This is a genomic window from Campylobacter concisus, assembly GCF_902460545.1.
In the GTDB taxonomy this organism is placed as follows: domain Bacteria; phylum Campylobacterota; class Campylobacteria; order Campylobacterales; family Campylobacteraceae; genus Campylobacter_A; species Campylobacter_A concisus_AE.
On sequence record NZ_CABPUE010000002.1, the window covers coordinates 36,514 to 53,161 of the forward strand.

At 37.6% G+C, this 16,648-nt stretch carries 14 protein-coding genes, 1 other RNA gene and 1 pseudogene; 3 read left to right on the plus strand and 13 right to left on the minus strand.

Annotation, left to right across the window (positions count from 1 at the left end; translation table 11 throughout):
• The first annotated feature begins 8 nt into the window (after positions 1-8).
• Positions 9-1,028 carry a bifunctional 3,4-dihydroxy-2-butanone 4-phosphate synthase/GTP cyclohydrolase II gene (locus FZ949_RS02005; RefSeq protein WP_103579832.1) on the plus strand — a complete coding sequence of 340 codons (1,020 nt, stop codon included), beginning with the start codon at positions 9-11 and terminating at the stop codon, positions 1,026-1,028.
• 37 nt (positions 1,029-1,065) lie between these two features.
• Here the strand turns inward: FZ949_RS02005 and panB are convergent, their stop codons facing one another.
• On the minus strand, positions 1,066-1,875 hold the full coding sequence (gene panB, locus FZ949_RS02010) for a 3-methyl-2-oxobutanoate hydroxymethyltransferase (protein WP_103579831.1): 810 nt from the start codon (positions 1,873-1,875) through the stop codon (positions 1,066-1,068).
• An 86-nt stretch (positions 1,876-1,961) separates the two neighbouring features.
• Here panB and FZ949_RS02015 point away from each other — a divergent pair, with 86 nt between their 5' ends.
• Positions 1,962-2,366, plus strand: coding sequence for a histidine phosphotransferase (locus FZ949_RS02015; protein WP_035167557.1), 405 nt, complete (start codon positions 1,962-1,964; stop codon positions 2,364-2,366).
• A 26-nt stretch (positions 2,367-2,392) separates the two neighbouring features.
• Positions 2,393-2,751, plus strand: a transfer-messenger RNA (tmRNA) gene (gene ssrA / locus FZ949_RS02020).
• A 44-nt stretch (positions 2,752-2,795) separates the two neighbouring features.
• On the opposite strand, the gene FZ949_RS02025 is transcribed toward ssrA, so the two are convergent.
• The 12 genes and pseudogenes from FZ949_RS02025 to FZ949_RS02080 all read right to left on the minus strand — a co-directional run bounded on the left by FZ949_RS02025 (position 2,796) and on the right by FZ949_RS02080 (position 16,378).
• Positions 2,796-3,578 (minus strand): cache domain-containing protein, encoded by a 783-nt coding sequence (locus tag FZ949_RS02025; protein WP_187424701.1) that lies wholly within the window; start codon positions 3,576-3,578, stop codon positions 2,796-2,798.
• Positions 3,579-3,675: 97 nt separating this feature from the next.
• On the minus strand, positions 3,676-4,047 hold the full coding sequence (locus tag FZ949_RS02030) for an HIT family protein (protein ID WP_103618946.1): 372 nt from the start codon (positions 4,045-4,047) through the stop codon (positions 3,676-3,678).
• Positions 4,048-4,061: 14 nt separating this feature from the next.
• Positions 4,062-5,102 (minus strand): AI-2E family transporter, encoded by a 1,041-nt coding sequence (locus FZ949_RS02035; RefSeq protein ID WP_148790062.1) that lies wholly within the window; start codon positions 5,100-5,102, stop codon positions 4,062-4,064.
• Between the two features lie 216 nt (positions 5,103-5,318).
• Positions 5,319-6,398: a cytochrome C gene (locus FZ949_RS02040; protein WP_148790063.1), complete on the minus strand. Its 1,080-nt coding sequence runs from the start codon at positions 6,396-6,398 to the stop codon at positions 5,319-5,321.
• Between the two features lie 23 nt (positions 6,399-6,421).
• Positions 6,422-7,432, minus strand: a complete 1,011-nt coding sequence (ruvB, locus tag FZ949_RS02045; protein ID WP_021090089.1) for a Holliday junction branch migration DNA helicase RuvB — start codon at positions 7,430-7,432, stop codon at positions 6,422-6,424.
• 49 nt (positions 7,433-7,481) lie between these two features.
• Positions 7,482-8,588, minus strand: a complete 1,107-nt coding sequence (locus FZ949_RS02050) for a sensor histidine kinase (protein ID WP_148790064.1) — start codon at positions 8,586-8,588, stop codon at positions 7,482-7,484.
• Entirely contained in the window at positions 8,572-9,240 is a 669-nt protein-coding gene (locus FZ949_RS02055; protein WP_148790065.1) for a response regulator transcription factor, read from the minus strand. The genes FZ949_RS02050 and FZ949_RS02055 overlap by 17 nt, the downstream gene beginning before the upstream one ends.
• A gap of 90 nt (positions 9,241-9,330) precedes the next feature.
• A complete protein-coding gene (gene nrfD / locus FZ949_RS02060) occupies positions 9,331-10,266 on the minus strand; it encodes an NrfD/PsrC family molybdoenzyme membrane anchor subunit (RefSeq protein ID WP_148790066.1) in 936 nt (311 codons plus the stop codon).
• On the minus strand, positions 10,259-10,822 hold the full coding sequence (locus tag FZ949_RS02065) for a 4Fe-4S dicluster domain-containing protein (RefSeq protein ID WP_072595164.1): 564 nt from the start codon (positions 10,820-10,822) through the stop codon (positions 10,259-10,261). Before FZ949_RS02065 ends, nrfD begins: the two co-directional genes overlap by 8 nt.
• 9 nt (positions 10,823-10,831) lie before the next feature.
• Positions 10,832-13,105: pseudogene (phsA, locus tag FZ949_RS02070) on the minus strand (thiosulfate reductase PhsA).
• 293 nt (positions 13,106-13,398) lie between these two features.
• Entirely contained in the window at positions 13,399-14,886 is a 1,488-nt protein-coding gene (locus FZ949_RS02075) for an anaerobic C4-dicarboxylate transporter (RefSeq protein ID WP_054196953.1), read from the minus strand.
• A 91-nt stretch (positions 14,887-14,977) separates the two neighbouring features.
• The gene (locus FZ949_RS02080; protein WP_072595163.1) at positions 14,978-16,378 is read right to left on the minus strand and encodes an aspartate ammonia-lyase; all 1,401 of its coding nucleotides are present in this window, start codon (positions 16,376-16,378) and stop codon (positions 14,978-14,980) included.
• Positions 16,379-16,648: the final 270 nt, after the last annotated feature.

Genomic DNA, 16,648 nt, shown 5'->3' on the forward strand with positions numbered 1-16,648 from the left:
GGAAATTTATGGCATTTGAAAATGTATTAAAAGCGATTGAAGATATAAAAAATGGCAAAATGGTAATTATGGTCGATGATGAGGACCGTGAGAATGAAGGAGACTTGGTCTTTTCAGCGGCAAGCAGCGATATGCAAAAGGTAAATTTTGCGATCACTCATGCAAGAGGTGTGCTTTGCCTTGCGATGGATGAAGCAAATGCAAAAAGACTTGATTTACCGCTAATGGTTTCTAAAAATACATCCAGTCACGAAACCGCATTTACTGTCACAATTGATGCAAAGGAGGCAACGACAGGCGTAAGTGCTTATGAGCGTGATATGACGATTAGACTTGCTGCTAGTACTGATTCGGTGCCTGAAAATTTTGTAAGGCCTGGGCATATATTTCCGCTTATTGCAAAAAAAGGTGGTGTCCTTGTTCGTACAGGTCACACTGAAGGATCAGTTGATCTTTGCAAACTTGCTGGCGTTAGTCCAATGGCAGCGATTTGTGAGATTGTAAAAGAAGATGGCACAATGGCAAGACGTGATTATTTAGAAGAATTCTGTAAAAAATTTAACCTAAACATGATAAGCGTTTCTGAATTAGTAGAATACAGACTTAGCCACGAAAGCTTAATAGAAGTTTCGCCCGCAAAGAGTGTAAAAATCTGTGGTTTTGAAGCAAAAAGATATGACATAAAAGATCACGAAAATAAAAATCACGCTACCTATGTTTTCGGAGAGATAAAAGCGCAAACCAATGTAAAATTTCAAAAAATAAGCAAAGACCATGAACTTTTAAGCGGAGATAAATTTGATAATTTATTAAAGTCGTTGGATTTTTTAAGTAAAAATGGTGGAGTGTTACTATTTTTAGACAGTAATAAAAGCGATGCAAGCTCACAAAAAGATTATGGCATTGGGGCACAAATTTTAAAGTATTTTGGCATAAGCGAAATCGAGCTTTTAAGCTCAAATAAAAATAAAGAATTTGTAAGCCTTGCAGGATTTGGACTTGATATAAAGGGCTATAAAGAAATTTAATTTTGTCACGTTCTATTTAATGCGGATATTAATCATCCTAATAGCAAAATTCTTCACTTGGAAAAATTTTGCCTTTTACATCATTTGCGTAGGATTGCACACTCTTTCTTACAATATCCGCTCCATCAAGATATCTTTTTACAAATTTTGGTTTAAAGTCTTCAAAAAACCCAAGCATATCAGACCACACAAGCACTTGCCCATCGACGTTTACTCCGGATCCGATACCAATAACTGGTACATGAACTTGCTTTGTTATCTCACTGGCCACGCCACTCATCGTGCCCTCAAGTAAGATACCAAATGCTCCAGCTTGCTCAAACGCTAAAGCCTCTTCAATTAATTCTTTCGCCTCGATCTCGCTTCTGCCTTTTATCTTATAACCGCCTTCAAATTTATAAAACTGAGGCTTTAAGCCAATGTGAGCCATAACGTTTATGCCCTCTTCACAAAGGCGCTTCACTAAATTTACTTGGTGCATGCCAACTTCGAGTTTTACCGCATCGGCATTTGTCTGTTTGAAAAATTTCATCGCATTTTTTATCGCTTGCTTTTCATTTGTGTAGCTACCAAATGGCATATCAGCCATGATAAAAGTATTTTTGGCTCCGTTACAAACGGCCTTTGTATGATAAAGCATGGTATTCATGTCCGCACTTATCGTACTTTCTTGCATATTAAAACTCATATTTAAGCTATCGCCAACCAAAATAATATCAGCATAATCATCAAAAAGCTTAGCAAACAGCGCATCATAGGCAGTTATCATTACAATAGGCTCAATGCCTTTTTTGTTTTTTATATCATTTATGCTTAGTTTTTTCTTCTGGGTTTTTTCATTTTTCATTGCAAGCTCCAAGGATTTTTAGCTAAAAGGCTAACAATTTTATCAAATTTTTGCTACAATTACGCCAATTTCTTAAGGACATAAAAATGGGTATATTAAAAAGGCTTGAAATAGATTACTCTTATGATATAGTTGAAGAATTTTTATCTCACTATGCTTTAATGTGCGATTTACTCGAGCCTTTGATAATAAATTTAGGAAGAGCTGATAAATATAAAGATAGCATCCTAGAGCTTACTAGGATTTTTCATAATATTAAATCAGCAGCAGGATTCATGCATCTTGATCCGATATTAAAGCTTACAACTTTAGCTGAAGAGATAACTCAAGAGGCAAGAAGTCTAAAAGGGCCAGCAAATGATAAATTTATAGATTGGTTGCTACTTATTAGCGATCAGTTTAATAAGTATAAAGATGACGTCGAGAACGATTTTGAATATTTTAGTGTTCTTGAGCCAAAAATCATTGATGTGCCTGCAAAACTTAACTAAATAATTCACTAACCATTTTATTTTTTGGGAGCGACTTGGCTTCGACAGGAGCAGAGTGTGTACGGTGGCACGTCGCTTTGAGCAAAGCGTAAAAAGCTCAAATTAAATTTAAACGCAAACAACGTTAATTTCGCTCCTGCTTACGCTAAAGCTGCGTAAGTTCAGTTGAGCCTTGCTTAGTCTAATTCTAGCTAGGACAAAAGCAAGCAATTTAGCTAGAGTAGGCTCGCAAAGTGACTGTTTGCTAGCTGAAATTTTAGTCTTAGTCTAAATTTTGGTTTTGGAAAGTGAGCCTTTTTAGATGAAATTTTCACTTTTGCTAAGCGTGTAGAGGCTGTATGCATTTTGTTTTTGGACAGGGGTTCGATCCCCCTCGCTTCCACCATTTTTATCTAAAATACAAATAAAAATTTTATTAAATAGCTTAAATTAAAAAAGCTCTTCTGACTCGAAATAATTTTGTGAAATATTTCGCTCTTTTTCATTGGTATTTACATGAAGCACATAATAGCCTATTTGTGTGTTGCTAGCGTCTATTAGTGGCACCACGCAAAAGTAGTGTGTTTTATAAACGTAAAATTCATATTCTTTAAAATTAATATCACGCAAAAAACCTACGATATTTAAATTTGCACTGCTTAAATTTTCGATGTAATAATCATTTAAAATTTGATCACTTGGAATACTTTTACGTGATGGCATCTTGTCTTTTGCCAAAAGAACAAATAGATCAATTCCTTGCTTTTTAAAATAATTTCCAAGTGAATCAAAATTTAATAAAACCTCGATGTTGCCAATAATTTTACCATCACGTATTACGTTTGAGACAGCCCTTATATGCGTTCCAGCATACCACGCCTCGATGCCGACCATGGGCTTGTTTTGACGCCTTGACTCTTGCACTAAAAACCTACTGCTAGCGATCATATCGCCATATCTGTTTAGATCCCAACTCCTTACATAGCTTTTTAGATCTTTATCATAAATATGAAGCTTAATGTTGTTATACATCGATGCTGCGCCAAGGGTTTTGGTTAAATTTTCGATATTTTTTATACATTCATCGCGGCTTTGCCCTAGCAAGCACATTTGTATGGATTCATTTTGAGCAAGCAAGATCGAGATCGCCATTGATGAAAATTTCTCATCATCTATACTTTTATTAAGCTGTTTTACCTGGTAATCAAAAAAGACTCGCATATTATTTTGCATCTTTTCAGCCATATAAGAGCTGTAAAGAAAGTAAAAAAGCCCTCCAAGTACTATGATAAAGATAAAAATGATATAGAAATTAAGATATTTTTTATATTTATTCAAAACTAGCCCTTAACTTTTCTTCTAAAAATTTTGCAAATTTATCAAATTCTGGCAACACAAGCTCGCTTTTTCTTTTTGGATTAGCCCAAACACTATCTGGAAAAAATGCGTCATTACTAAATCTAGCAATAACATGAATATGCACGTGTGGCACGTAGTTTCCAAAGCTTGCAATGTTTATTTTGGTTGGTTTATAAAACTCAAGCATCGCCTTTTCAGCTACTAGCATCGCTTCAAATAGCCTTGCCCTACTCGCTTCATCACAATCGCTTAGCTCACGGTAGGGCTTTGCTGTAAAAATTTTTATCCAAGGAAGTTCATTGTCTTCACGCTCGATTTTTATAAATTTATCTTCATAGATCATATTTGTTCCTATTTTTATACGAAATTTCTCTCTCTTAAAAGCGTATAAAGCTTGATAGTCGAGATAAAAAATGTCACAATCGCCGGTCCAAGGATCACGCCCCAAAACCCAAATGTCGTGATACCTGCGAGCATCGCAAAGAATATAAGAAGTTCATTTATCTTTGTTGGTATTTTAACCAGCTTTGAGTTTATAAATTTAATAACAAGTGGCTTTAAAAGCGTATCAGCTGCAAATGAGATCACTACGATCGTATAAATTGCGATAGTTATCGCTGCTGCTGTGTTGCCATTTGCAAACTCATAAATGCTAATAGGCGCCCACGCCAAAATACCGCCAACAACTGGAATAAGTGAAGCAAAGCTAAAAAAGATGCCAGTTAGCACGCCGTCATAGCCGTAAAAGCTTGTGACAATAGCAAATAAAAAGCCTTGTATTATCATGTTTGCAATGGTTGAATAAAAAACGACACTCATCACATTGCCAACTTCGCTTAAAATAGACTCTGTGTCATCTTGTTTTAGCGGAAGTGCATATTTTAGATAGCTGATTAGTTCATTGCCGTAAAGATTGCAAAAGAAGAAAAAGACCAAGATAATGATCATATCAACGCCAAATTTAAGGCTTAACTTACCTAGACTTGCAAGATTTGTCGCAATTTGAGAAAAAAGCATTTTAATATCAAGTCCGCCGATAAATTCTTTTATCTTTGGCTCTAAAAAATTTATCGACTCAGGCATCCTAAAATCATAATTTTTGATAAATTCGATAGTCTTTGTGACATTGTTTATATCAAAGCCAGCCGCGTATTTTGCGATCTCAACCACCGCATAAAGAAGTGGGGCGATAAATAAGCAAAGAAGCACCGACGTGGTAAGCGCCGATGAAAGCGTCTTGCGGTTTTTAGTGAGCGATAAAAATGCGATTTGGACATTTGAAACCGCGACAGCAAGCAGTGCAGCGATAAAAATATCAAGCAGATATGGTCTAAAAAGATAGACCACCAAAGCCAAAGCACAAAATACAAAAATTCCAAAAAATAGTCTATTGTTCATCTTGCTCCCTTAAAATGGGGTAATTATAGCAAATTTATCAAAGCTGCTCATTTGCTTCCCAAATTTGCTCAAGCTCTTTGCCATCAAGCTTGCAAAGCTAGCAAGTGTGGCTAGGCCTTTGACATTTCTAGCATGCTACTGACGCTTAGTAAATTTAGATAAATTTATAGTTTTACGCAAAATTTCTAGCTCAAAAGCTCCTACAAATTTAGCCTTTTACGTGCACTGAAAATTTGCCCCGACGATCTCGCATTCATCACAGATTTGAACATATATAGTTCCCTCGCCCTCTACTAGACTTCCAAGAGGAATTTGTGTTAGATATTTCATGCTTTTGCTACATTTTGGACATTTTAAATGCTCAGCATCTTGCTCCCACTGCGGATATCCACCAAGCAAAATTTCGCTATCTATCATATATGAGTAGTGAGCGCAAACCTCGCTGGCTAGCTCGAAATTTTGCCCATCAAGAGTCGTCACAGCATCTCTTAAATAGTCCTCACTCTCGCCCTCGCCCACTATCTCTGTTTGCACGCTATTGCCGTCATTTTGGCAAAAATACTGCACCAAGCCAACGCATGTTGGGCAAAATTTAAGCACAGTGTCATTTTTAAGCTCTAGTCCAAGTCGCTTTAAGCTCTCTTTTTTGATGGTAAATTTCATCATCTCACCGCTACAAAATTTACATTTTTCATCGTTTAGTGCTTTAAATTTAATGCTTGCGTCTACGTTTTGGCTTGGCCCACATGTAAAACACCTACCAAAAACTAGGCTTCTTCTCTTACCACTCTCATCAAAGCTCCAGCCAGCAACCTGAGCGTATGCATCAGTATCGACGTGAAGCTTTGCCTTCCAAGGCTTTGGCGCATTATAGAGCTTAAAAAATAGCTCCCTTACCACCTCATCGCCCTGCCAGGCAAGTGCGCAAAGGATGTGATTTATTTTTACGATATTTTCAGCGCTATTTAGACTATTTATGAGCTCATCTCTCACGTCACTTGGAGCGTTTTTGTAAATTTCAAATGGATAGTACTCACACTCTTTGGTCACTTCTCTTATTATCTGCTCGTCGCAAATGCCGTGCAGGTAGAAAATATAGACAAGATCGCTGTAAATTTCATCGTATTTGCCTATCTCGTCTGTGTGAGCTAGGACATTTTTTAGCTTTTGTTTAATCTCAGTCTCGCTTAAACCTTGATAAAACTCCAGCTTCTCTTTTTGTCTGCAATCATAGCAGATCCCATCAAAGTAAATCGTCCTTTGCTTGCACTTAGGACAAAGATGTGGCTCGCCCATTTTTGCTCCAAATTTAAATTTTGCTACTCAAAAAGCCCTTTTTCGATGTCAATCTTGACATTAAAGGTCTCAAAGCACTTCGCACTTGCGATCCTACCCTTTGCAGTGCGCTCGATAAAGCCATTTGCAAGCAGATATGGCTCGATGACATCCTCAACCGTGCCCTCGTCCTCGCTAAGTGCCGCTGCGATCGTACTAAGCCCCATAGGACGGCGCCTTGCTTGCATCAAAATTTCTAAATACCTAATATCCATCTCGTCAAATCCAAGCGAATTTACCCCAAGTGCGTTAAGTCCCTCTTTTGCTCGCTCGTGGCTGATGATTTGCTCGTCATTTACCTCGGCAAAGTCGCGGATACGCTTTAGTAGCCTAAGAGCGATCCTAGGCGTGGCACGTGAGCGTTTGGCGATCTCAAGTGAGGCGTTTTTGTCGCACTCTTTGCCAAGCTTGGCTGAGGCGATCTGTACGATACGGCTTAGCTCACTACTTGTGTAAAACTGCAGCCTAAAGTCCATTCCAAAGCGGTCTCTTAAAGGCGCTGAGATCATGCCAGCACGTGTCGTTGCTCCTATTAGCGTAAATTTTGGCAAGTCTATCTTGATAGTCTGGGCAGCTGGGCCAGAGCCTATGATAATGTCTAGCCTAAAGTCCTCCATCGCAGGGTAAAGCACCTCCTCGATAGCTGGGCTTAGGCGGTGGATCTCATCGATAAAAAGCACGTCGCCCTCTTGTAAATTTGTAAGGATCGCCGCAAGATCACCACTCTTTTCTATCATCGGCGCTGCGGTCATTTTGATACTTACACCCATCTCGTTTGCGATGATGTGAGCAAGGGTGGTTTTACCAAGTCCTGGAGGGCCGTAAAATAGCACGTGATCTAGGCACTCATTTCGCTTTTTGGCTGCTTTTATAAAGACATCTAAATTTTGCTTGATCTTTTCTTGTCCGATGTAGTCTTCAAATTTTGTCGGTCTAAGCGAGACTTCAAAGTCGTTTTCAAAGCTTACTTTTTCTATTTCAACAATTCTATCCAAAGTTTTTCCTTCTAAATTTAAGGCTTCATTTTACGCTTTTATGCTTAATCTAAGCTCGTTTAAATTTATAGTAAAAGGTACTGCCATCGCCGTATACACTATCAACACCGTATGAAATTTCATGTTTTTGGCAAATTTCACTGACGATATTTAGCCCAAGACCAAAGCCACCTTGGATTTCATCCTCTCTGACGTATCTTTTCCAGACCTTTTTAACGTCCTTTATCCCCTTACCAAAGTCTTGTACGCTAAGCTTTATCCGGTCATTTTCAAAGCTTAAATTTATTAGTATTTCGCTCTCTTTTTGGCTGTATTTTATGGCATTTGTAATCGTATTATCAATGATACGCTGCGCCTCTACTTTGCTTAGTGTGGTATAAGCATCATCTACCAAATTTGTATTTATAACTATGTGCTTAACATCTGCCACACTTGAGAGAAATTTCACTCGCTCTATTATGTATTCGCCTAAATTTAGCCGCTCGAGTGGGAATTTTATATAGCCTCGCTTTATGAAATACTCAACATCTTCGTAGGTTATTTGCATCTGTTTTAGAGCGTTTTTGATGCGGGTAATGTATTTATTATCAAGGCCTAGCATTTCAAGGTTCATACCAGCTACGCCAAGGGGAGTCTTCAGCTCATGCATAGCATCATTAAAGAAGTTGTTCATATACTTTTGAAAGTCTTTATAAGGCTTAACGCTGCTTAAATATAAAAAATAAACGATAAAAAGCACAGCCACAAGGATGACAAGGAGCATAAGTGCCGCTAGAAATATACTTTTTTTATTGTCAAGTTCATTTTCGACCACGACATAATAAGGAGTCTTATCTTTTATAAAAAAGCTCTTGTAAAATAGATATCCGTCCTCTTCAAGTGTTACAAATTTAAAGCTACTTGGCTGTTTTGTGAGAGTTGAGATGATTGGTTTAAAATTTACATCGTAGATTGCAAATTTATATTTTAAAGAAATAGCTATGTTTTCGTTTTTTAGAAATGAATTTTTGATGATATTTTCATGTTTCATAGCACCAAAAAGAGCTTTTGAAGTGCTATTTTTTTGACTTAAATTTAAGATCACAAAGCTTTGAAAACAAAATAGCGACATTATGACAAATGTCGCTATGATCTGAATCTTAAAGCTCTTGTGCATCTATCTTGTAGCCTATACGCCTCTTTGAAGTGATAAAGTCACTGGTTGTTTTGTTTCTTATCTTTAAAACGTGCATTCTGATATCAGCGCCTTCTATCTCTTTATCATTCCAGACAAGATCTCTTAGCTCTTCCATGCTGACGTAAGAATTTAGACGTGAAACTAGACACTCAACAAGTGCAACTTCTTTTGCGCTAAGATCGACCATTTTGCCGTTTTTAAATAGCGCACGCTTGTTTAGATTAAAGCTAAACTCGTCATTGATCTTTACTATGTTTTTATCATCAGTTCCATAGTATTTTCTCATAAGCTCAGCTACTCTAAATTTAAGCTCAGCAAGCTCAAATGGCTTTTTTAGGTATTCGTTACAGCCAAGCTCGTAGCCAATAGCCATATCGCCTATATCAACTAAAGATGTTGTTATCATGATAGGAGCGTTTGGATTTAAGCTCCTTATGTACTTGATAACTTCATGTCCATTTACGCCAGGAACTTTTATGTCAAGTATAAAGAGGTGATAGAAATTTTTCTCTATCATATCGCAAGCCTCTTGACCGTCGCTCACCGCTGTAACTTCATAACCAAGCGTCTGCAAAAACTCGCAGACGCTCTCTTGAAACCCTAAGTCATCTTCTAAAAGCAAAATCTTCAAAACACTCTCCTAAAAAACAAACTTTAATAAGAATTGTATCTATTTTAATACTTAATAGGTAAATTCCAAATTAAAATTCTTTTTTAAGTATTAAATAAAAATTTGACCTGCGTAAACTATGTAACACCTTAGCAAAAAGACGCCACATATTACGAATAATGCGTTGATTACGGCGAATTCGCGTTTAAAATCATGCACCTTTAAAACGCTTAAGTCTAAAATGATAGGCAAAGCCATACCAAAACCAATAACACCTATATAAAACATCAAACCGAGATAATTTGCACTAAGCGCACTAGCAACTGTATTTGCGCCGCTTGCACTTGCATTTGAAACAAGCACAAAAAGTGCAACTATAAGTAAAAACTCAACTATAATCGCAAAAAAGTCAAATTTTAATAAATAGTGTGCAGCATCGTTATGTTTTTTCTCTTTATCTTTTAGTACACCAATTAATAGCGTAAATGCACCAGCACAGCTTAAGCCAGAGACTAAGAATAATACTGGTAAAACTGGTGTATTCCAAAGTGCGATCTTGTGAGCTGCGCTTAGCAAGAAGCCTGTATATGCACCAACACCAATGCCTAGGATGAAAAGTAAAATTCCTATTGGCCCTGAAATCTTTTCAGCCAAATTTGAAATCATGTCAAAAAGAGAAATTTTAAGCATTGCGATCTCGTTTTTAAATGCGCCAACTGCGTATATAACGCTAAGAGGCGTATAAACTAGAAGCAGTGCAACGCCTATTGACATGACTGAGTCGAAGTTGTAAAGCAAGAGTATCCAGTAAAAGCTAAGCGGCTTGCCAAGATCAAGCACCAAAAGAGCAAGTCCAAGGACGATCGCCACTGGAGCGATAAGAGCAGCTGCTTTAAAATAGTAGTTCTCTTTGCCATATTTTTTTGAAATGAGCACAGCAACGATGCTAGCACCCGCACTAAGTCCTGCTAAAAATAGATAAACGGCTATCGGCCAGCCCCAGTAAATTTCAGAGTATTGAGCTAGGCTTCCTGACATGTTATTCATGGTGTGCTCCTTTTGTATTTGCGATCATCGCAAGTGAAGGTTTTGTGTTTAACTCCGCTTTTGGCAAGTAGTATTTGCTCTCTTTTAGTTTCTTTGAAATTTTAGAGTTTTCATCATTTACGTCGCCAAAAGTTAGGGCATTTGTAGGGCAGACGCTAACGCAAGCTGGCTCTTTGCCCTCTTCTAGCCTACTCTCATAGCAAAATGTGCATTTGCCTATCTCTCCATTTGGTAAGACGTAACGAGCGTCGTATGGACAGGCCAGGATGCAGTATTTGCAACTAACGCAAATTCTATGATCAAGTAGCGTAACGCCATCAGCTGTTTTAAAGCTAGCACCAGTTGGGCAAACCTCAACACAAGGTGCATCTTCGCACATAACACAGCTTTGACGCAAAAAATCAGTCTTTAAATTTGGAAATGTCCCACTCATCTTCGCATGCACCTGCAAGCGGTAAAGTCCCCTTGGCACGTTGTTTGCACTTCTGCAAGCTACCGAGCAGCCTTGACAGCCAATGCATAAATTTTCATCATGTATCATCATATATTTTTTCATTTTCTATCCTTACGCTTTACTTATGCTAACGCCAACATTTGTAACCATAGTCGCAGCCACCGGACCCTCAGCTGGATCAAGAAGCACGCTTGTGTTAAGCCCCACGTGATCTATACTCTTAAGAGCTGGAGTGATGTGTCCAAAGCCGTGATAGATAAAGAGTGTATCTTCTCTAATGCCCTCGGTCACCATGAGCTTGCCCTTTTGCTCGCCAAATTTATTTTTCACCACAACCATATCGCCATCACGTAAATTTTTACGTTTAGCTGTTTTTGGATTTATCCAGATAGGGCTATCACTCATAAGATCATGAAGCGACGGCACCGCCTGAGTATGTCCATTGGTATGAATAGGCGTTTTGCCACAAGTTAGACAAAGATCATGTCCGTCAAATGTGTCCATATCTTTATCATTTAGCGCGCCATATCCTGCAAACTGCGCTTCGACATCAGGCAAAAATAGCTCTATCTTGCCGCTTTTTGTTTTAAGCTTAGCCATATCATCCATTAGACCATTTTCACCTATAAATTTAGATGCGACTGGATATTTAGCAACAAATTTATCGATCATGCCCTTTTCTCTAAACAAAATTCCCGGTTCATCCCACGTGATAAAGCCATCTTTTTCCAGCGTAGCAAGTAAATTTACATCTCCGCCAGCTTGCTGCATCCTAAACTCACGTATGTCGTTCCAAGTGTAAAGCTCATCTATCTTCATGCGGCGTGCTAGCTCTCTAAAGATAAATGCCCCGTCTCTCGTGTCACCGACTGGATCAATAACTTTATTTCTTATCATATAAGCTGGCTTTAGACCTGACTTATCCTCTATGCCCTCGTCGCGCTCTAGGTAGCTGCTCTCAGGCAAGATGACATCAGCAAAGGTCGCCATATCGTTTAGATAAACATCGCTTACCACGATAAAATCAAGCTTCTTTATCGCGTCTATGCTCTTCATCGTCTCAGCAACGTTTATTAGGTGATTAAAGCGGATGTTAAACCAGCCTTTTATGGCGTATGGCTTTTCGTTTAAGATAGCGTCATTTATATCCATCAAAACGCCATGTTTTCTACTTACAAATTTATGCCTACCAGCCTCGCCAGCGAAGTCTAGTCTAGTGACTTTTGGCACTTTAAATTTCTCATCTGGATTTTTAAGAACTGGAAATTTATCCTCGCCAACTAGCTTGTTAAAGGTTTTTGCATTCTTGCCACCAAAAAGACCACCTTTGACCTCCCAGTTACCCATCATCGCATTTGCCACCATGATGGCTTTTGTTCGCATATATTCAGCTCTTGTAGTGGTTGTCTTATGCCCAAAATCAAAAATAACTCTTGGGGCAGCTTTATAAATTTCATCAGCGATTCGCCTAACATCACTTGCTTTTATACCAGTGATCGCCTCTTGCCACTCAGGCGTTTTGCCCTCTACGCTTTTAACGATCTCATCAAAGCCAATTGTAAATTTTTCTATAAATTCCTTATCGTAAGTGCCATTTTGTATCCATGTATTTATGATAGCTAGCACAAAAGCTAGATCAGTGCCAGGTCTAACTGGCAGCCACTCATCAGCCTTTGAAGCTACAACGCTAAATCTTGGCTCAAGCACAAGTAGCTTTGTATCCTTGCTAGCTGCAAATTTAGCAAGCTTTTTAGCATCAGCTATGACGATGCCCTCAAAGAGGTTGTGACCAAAATTTACAACGTATTTTGCATTTGCAAAGTCTCTTTTTAGCTTAGCGATGCCATACATCTACTCGCAGACCATTTGATAGGTGATCGGACAGCATGAAAAGTGTGAAAAGCAGTTTGGCGAGCCATAAGCTGAGGCAAAATTTACCATTAGCTTGTGTGTTTGCGAGCTTTTACAGGTAAATACAAAGCTTTCAGGACCATACTTTTGCTTGATATCAAGCATCTTTGAAGCGACATAGTCAAGTGCCTCATCCCAGCTAACCTCGCGCCATTTATTTTCGCCTCGCTCGCCAGCTCTGATCAAAGGCTTTTTGACTCTATTTTCGTCATAAAGCTGACTAAAACCAGAGCCACCTCTTGCACAAAGCGAAGTCGCCGTACCGCCAGCTTTTGGATTACCGCTTAAGAAGCAAATTTTATTATCAACGACCTTTGCTTCAATAGGGCATCTTGAAGAGCACATCTCGCAAAAGCTACGGACGTACTTCTCATCTTGCTTTGCAGCATTTTCTAAAGCACCGCCCGGTAAGGACGATGCAACCATACTAACTCCAGCACCGAATTTTAAAAATTCTCGTCTATTTAAGCTCATCTTTCTCCCTTTAAAAGATATTTGCCTTTAGTTATTCTAGTATTTAAAGTTGAAAATAAAATTAAATTTTACTTAATATTTATATTTAGATTTTTGGTTTTAAAAAATGAGTATTCTAATATCAAAATGAGTAAAATTCTAAAAAAGATAAATTTAATTAATATAATTTTTAACGCAATCTTATAAAAAATTTGAATATAAAATTTTGATTAAGGATTTTAAATAGAAATTAAAAATTTTAAAGGGATTTAAAAAGCCGAGAGAGATCTCGGCTTAAGTTTGATTTAAAATACTTATAAAAGTATCGGAGCTATCAAAAATCCAAGTGCGACAGAAAAAGCAATAGCTAAAACACCTGGAATAAAAAAGGAGTGGTTAAATATATATTTACCTATCCTAGTTGTTCCAGTATCATCCATTTGAACGGCTCCAAGAAGTGTCGGATATGTTGGCAACACAAACAATGCTGAAACTGCAGCAAATGATGCAACTAAAATATATGCGTCACCGTTATTTGCAGCAGTTAAACCAAGTGCGGCTATAACTGTAGGAATAAGTGCCTTTGCGGTAGCAGCTTGAGAATAAAGAAGCATACTAGCAAAAAATAGCGCAACAGCTAGCATAAACGGATAGTCTTTAACAAAATCGCCGGCAAAATTTTTGATCGCATCAGTGTGATTTACCACGAAAGTATCTCCAAGCCACGCTACACCTAGCACGCAGACGCACGCGGTCATACCACTTTTAAATGTAGCTGTATTAAATAGCTTATCGACTTTAACGCCACAAGTTAGTGTGATTAAAGTAGCGATAACTAGCATAAAGCTCATAATAGCGTTATCTCTAGTTAATACCAACACCTTTGTAGGCTTATCTGGATCTTCTACATATTTTACATTAGTAGTTGAGTCAGTTTTGACTTTTATATCTTTTGCAACTAGTTCATTAAATTTATCTGGGCTTTTGGTCTCATAAATCTTTTCATAGCCTGTTACATAGCTTGGTTTTATCCAGCCTACATTTTTACTAATAGCAGTAGCATATAAAACGACAGAGATAACGCCAACTAGGAATATTAAAACAGAAAGTTTAGCTCCTTTTGGAAGCTCTTTTTTCTCTTCGATTTTAACATCTTTGATTAGCCCTTCTTTGAGTCTTCTTTGATACTCTTTATCGCTACTTAGATCAAGATTATAAAATATATTTATAACAAGAGCTGTTAGCATACAACCAATAAAAGTTGTAGGTATCCAGATAGCTAATAGTAATGGATAGCTAATGCCAAGTCCACCCAAAGCATGCTCACCAGCCATAAATACAACCGCCGCTGAAACTGGGCTTGCAGTAATGGCTATCTGACTAGCAACAACAGCTATACTAAGAGGCGCGCTAGGCTTAATATTTTGTGTCTTTGCAACTTCGGTAATAACTGGAATCATAGAAAAAGCTGTGTGTCCAGTACCAGCAAATACAGTTAGCAAGTAAGTAACGACTGGGGCTAAGAAATTTATATATTTTGGATGTTTTCTTAGTATCCCTTCAGCTATTTGTACCAAATAATCAAGGCCACCAGCTACTTGCATCGCTGTAATAGCAGCTATAACGGACATAATGATTAAAATAACATCCCAAGGTATACTACCTGCTTTTAATCCAAGTCCTAAAGTTAAAACTACGACGCCGATGCCACCAGCATAACCAATAGCCATACCGCCTAATCTAACACCCAAGAATATCGCACCAAAGAGCACGATCAACTGTAATATCAATGAAATATCCATTGAAAACTCCTCTATTAAATTTTATAACTAAAATTTTTACTTAAGCGTGTCAGAATTTTGACACGCTTTTAATAATACTTTGCTTAAATTTCTACCTAACCATGCTTGGATTTAGCATATTTTTTGGCTCTAAAATTTTATCGATCTCCTCTTTGCTTAGATAACCTCTCTCTAGGCAGATATCACCAACTGCTTTACCAGTTTGCAAAGCCTCTTTAGCGATGCTTGCAGATTTTTCATAGCCAATGTACGGGTTAAATGCAGTTACGATACCAACTGAGCCTAGAACTGATTTTAAGCAAGCTTCAGGATTTGCTGTTAGTTTTCTTACAGCTTTTTCAGCTAGTGTTTTCATCGCGTTTTCAAGGATAAATATAGAGTTAAATAACGCATAAGCAATGCCTGGCTCAAATGCATTTAGCTCAAATTCGCCTCTTTCTGAGCAAAGCATGATAGTTACGTCGTTACCGATTACTTCATAGCACGCTTCGCCTACAACCTCAGCGATAACTGGATTTACTTTGCCTGGCATGATTGAGCTGCCTGGTTGCATTTGCGGTAAATTTATCTCGCCAAGACCGCATCTTGGACCTGAGTTCATCAAACGAAGGTCGTTTGCGATCTTGCTTAGGCGGACGGCAGCAGTTTTTAATGCACCACTTACGTGAACGAAGTCTGCTGTATCTTGTGTAGCTGCGATGAAATCATCAGCTTTTTTGAAATCAACACCAGTGATATCTTTTAACTTTTTAACAACTACATTTTTATAATCAGGGTGGCAGTTAATACCTGTACCAATCGCAGTTGCACCCATATTTAGATATGTCATTGACTCGCGTGCAGCTGTGATCTTTTCGATATCGCTTTTAATGTAGCTTGCAAATGCATTAAATGTATTTCCAAGTGTTGTAGGAACTGCGTCCTCAAGCTCAGTTCTACCCATTTTAATGATATCTTTAAAATCTTTTGCTTTTTTATCAAGTTCATCTTTTAGTAGATTCATCGCAGCAAGTAAATCAGTAAGTTTTGCGTAAGTTGCTACTTTTATTGAGCTTGGGTAAGTGTCGTTCGTGCTTTGTCCAAGGTTTGTATGATCGTTTGGATGAATGTATTGATACTCACCTTTTTTATGACCCATGCTCTCAAGTGCGATATTTGTGATAACCTCGTTTGCATTCATATTTGTACTTGTTCCAGCACCACCTTGAACCATATCAACCACAAATTGATCCAAAAACTCACCAGCTATTACTCTATCAGCGGCTTTTGCTAGAGTATCAGCGATCTTAGGATCTAAAACGCCAACCTCTTTATTTGCAAGTGCAGCTGCTTTTTTGATTTGTGCAAATGCTTTTACAAAGTATGGATACTCTTTTAAAGTTCTACCACTCATGTGAAAATTTTCGGTAGCTCTAAATGTTTGGATACCATAATAAAAATCGTCAGAGATTTCCAACTCACCTATAAAATCGTGTTCTTTTCTGGTTGCCATAACCATTCTCCTTATAAAAAAATGTATTAATGAAATTATATAGATATTTAATATTTTAAATATTAATTACTACTTTATTTTTTTAAGCTTTGACTTTTAACCTAGATAAAACGACTTTTGGAAAAAAATTTATAGTAGCTTTTAAGCTATATTTAATAATATAGCTTAGATAAATTGTTATTTTAATAATAATATCACTTTTTTATTATATAAAAAGCTCATAATTAGCTCAAATTTATTTAAATTTTTAAGCTTAAAGGGTAAATATAT

Excerpts from the sequence above, each read along its gene's own strand:
- FZ949_RS02005 (WP_103579832.1), top strand. The coding sequence starts at position 9 with ATGGCATTTGAAAATGTATTAAAAGCGATTGAAGATATAAAAAATGGC.
- panB (WP_103579831.1), bottom strand. The coding sequence starts at position 1,875 with ATGAAAAATGAAAAAACCCAGAAGAAAAAACTAAGCATAAATGATATA.
- FZ949_RS02015 (WP_035167557.1), top strand. The coding sequence starts at position 1,962 with ATGGGTATATTAAAAAGGCTTGAAATAGATTACTCTTATGATATAGTT.
- FZ949_RS02025 (WP_187424701.1), bottom strand. The coding sequence starts at position 3,578 with ATGCAAAATAATATGCGAGTCTTTTTTGATTACCAGGTAAAACAGCTT.
- FZ949_RS02030 (WP_103618946.1), bottom strand. The coding sequence starts at position 4,047 with ATGATCTATGAAGATAAATTTATAAAAATCGAGCGTGAAGACAATGAA.
- FZ949_RS02035 (WP_148790062.1), bottom strand. The coding sequence starts at position 5,102 with ATGAACAATAGACTATTTTTTGGAATTTTTGTATTTTGTGCTTTGGCT.
- FZ949_RS02040 (WP_148790063.1), bottom strand. The coding sequence starts at position 6,398 with ATGGGCGAGCCACATCTTTGTCCTAAGTGCAAGCAAAGGACGATTTAC.
- FZ949_RS02050 (WP_148790064.1), bottom strand. The coding sequence starts at position 8,588 with ATGCACAAGAGCTTTAAGATTCAGATCATAGCGACATTTGTCATAATG.
- nrfD (WP_148790066.1), bottom strand. The coding sequence starts at position 10,266 with ATGAATAACATGTCAGGAAGCCTAGCTCAATACTCTGAAATTTACTGG.
- FZ949_RS02065 (WP_072595164.1), bottom strand. The coding sequence starts at position 10,822 with ATGAAAAAATATATGATGATACATGATGAAAATTTATGCATTGGCTGT.
- FZ949_RS02075 (WP_054196953.1), bottom strand. The coding sequence starts at position 14,886 with ATGGATATTTCATTGATATTACAGTTGATCGTGCTCTTTGGTGCGATA.
- FZ949_RS02080 (WP_072595163.1), bottom strand. The coding sequence starts at position 16,378 with ATGGCAACCAGAAAAGAACACGATTTTATAGGTGAGTTGGAAATCTCT.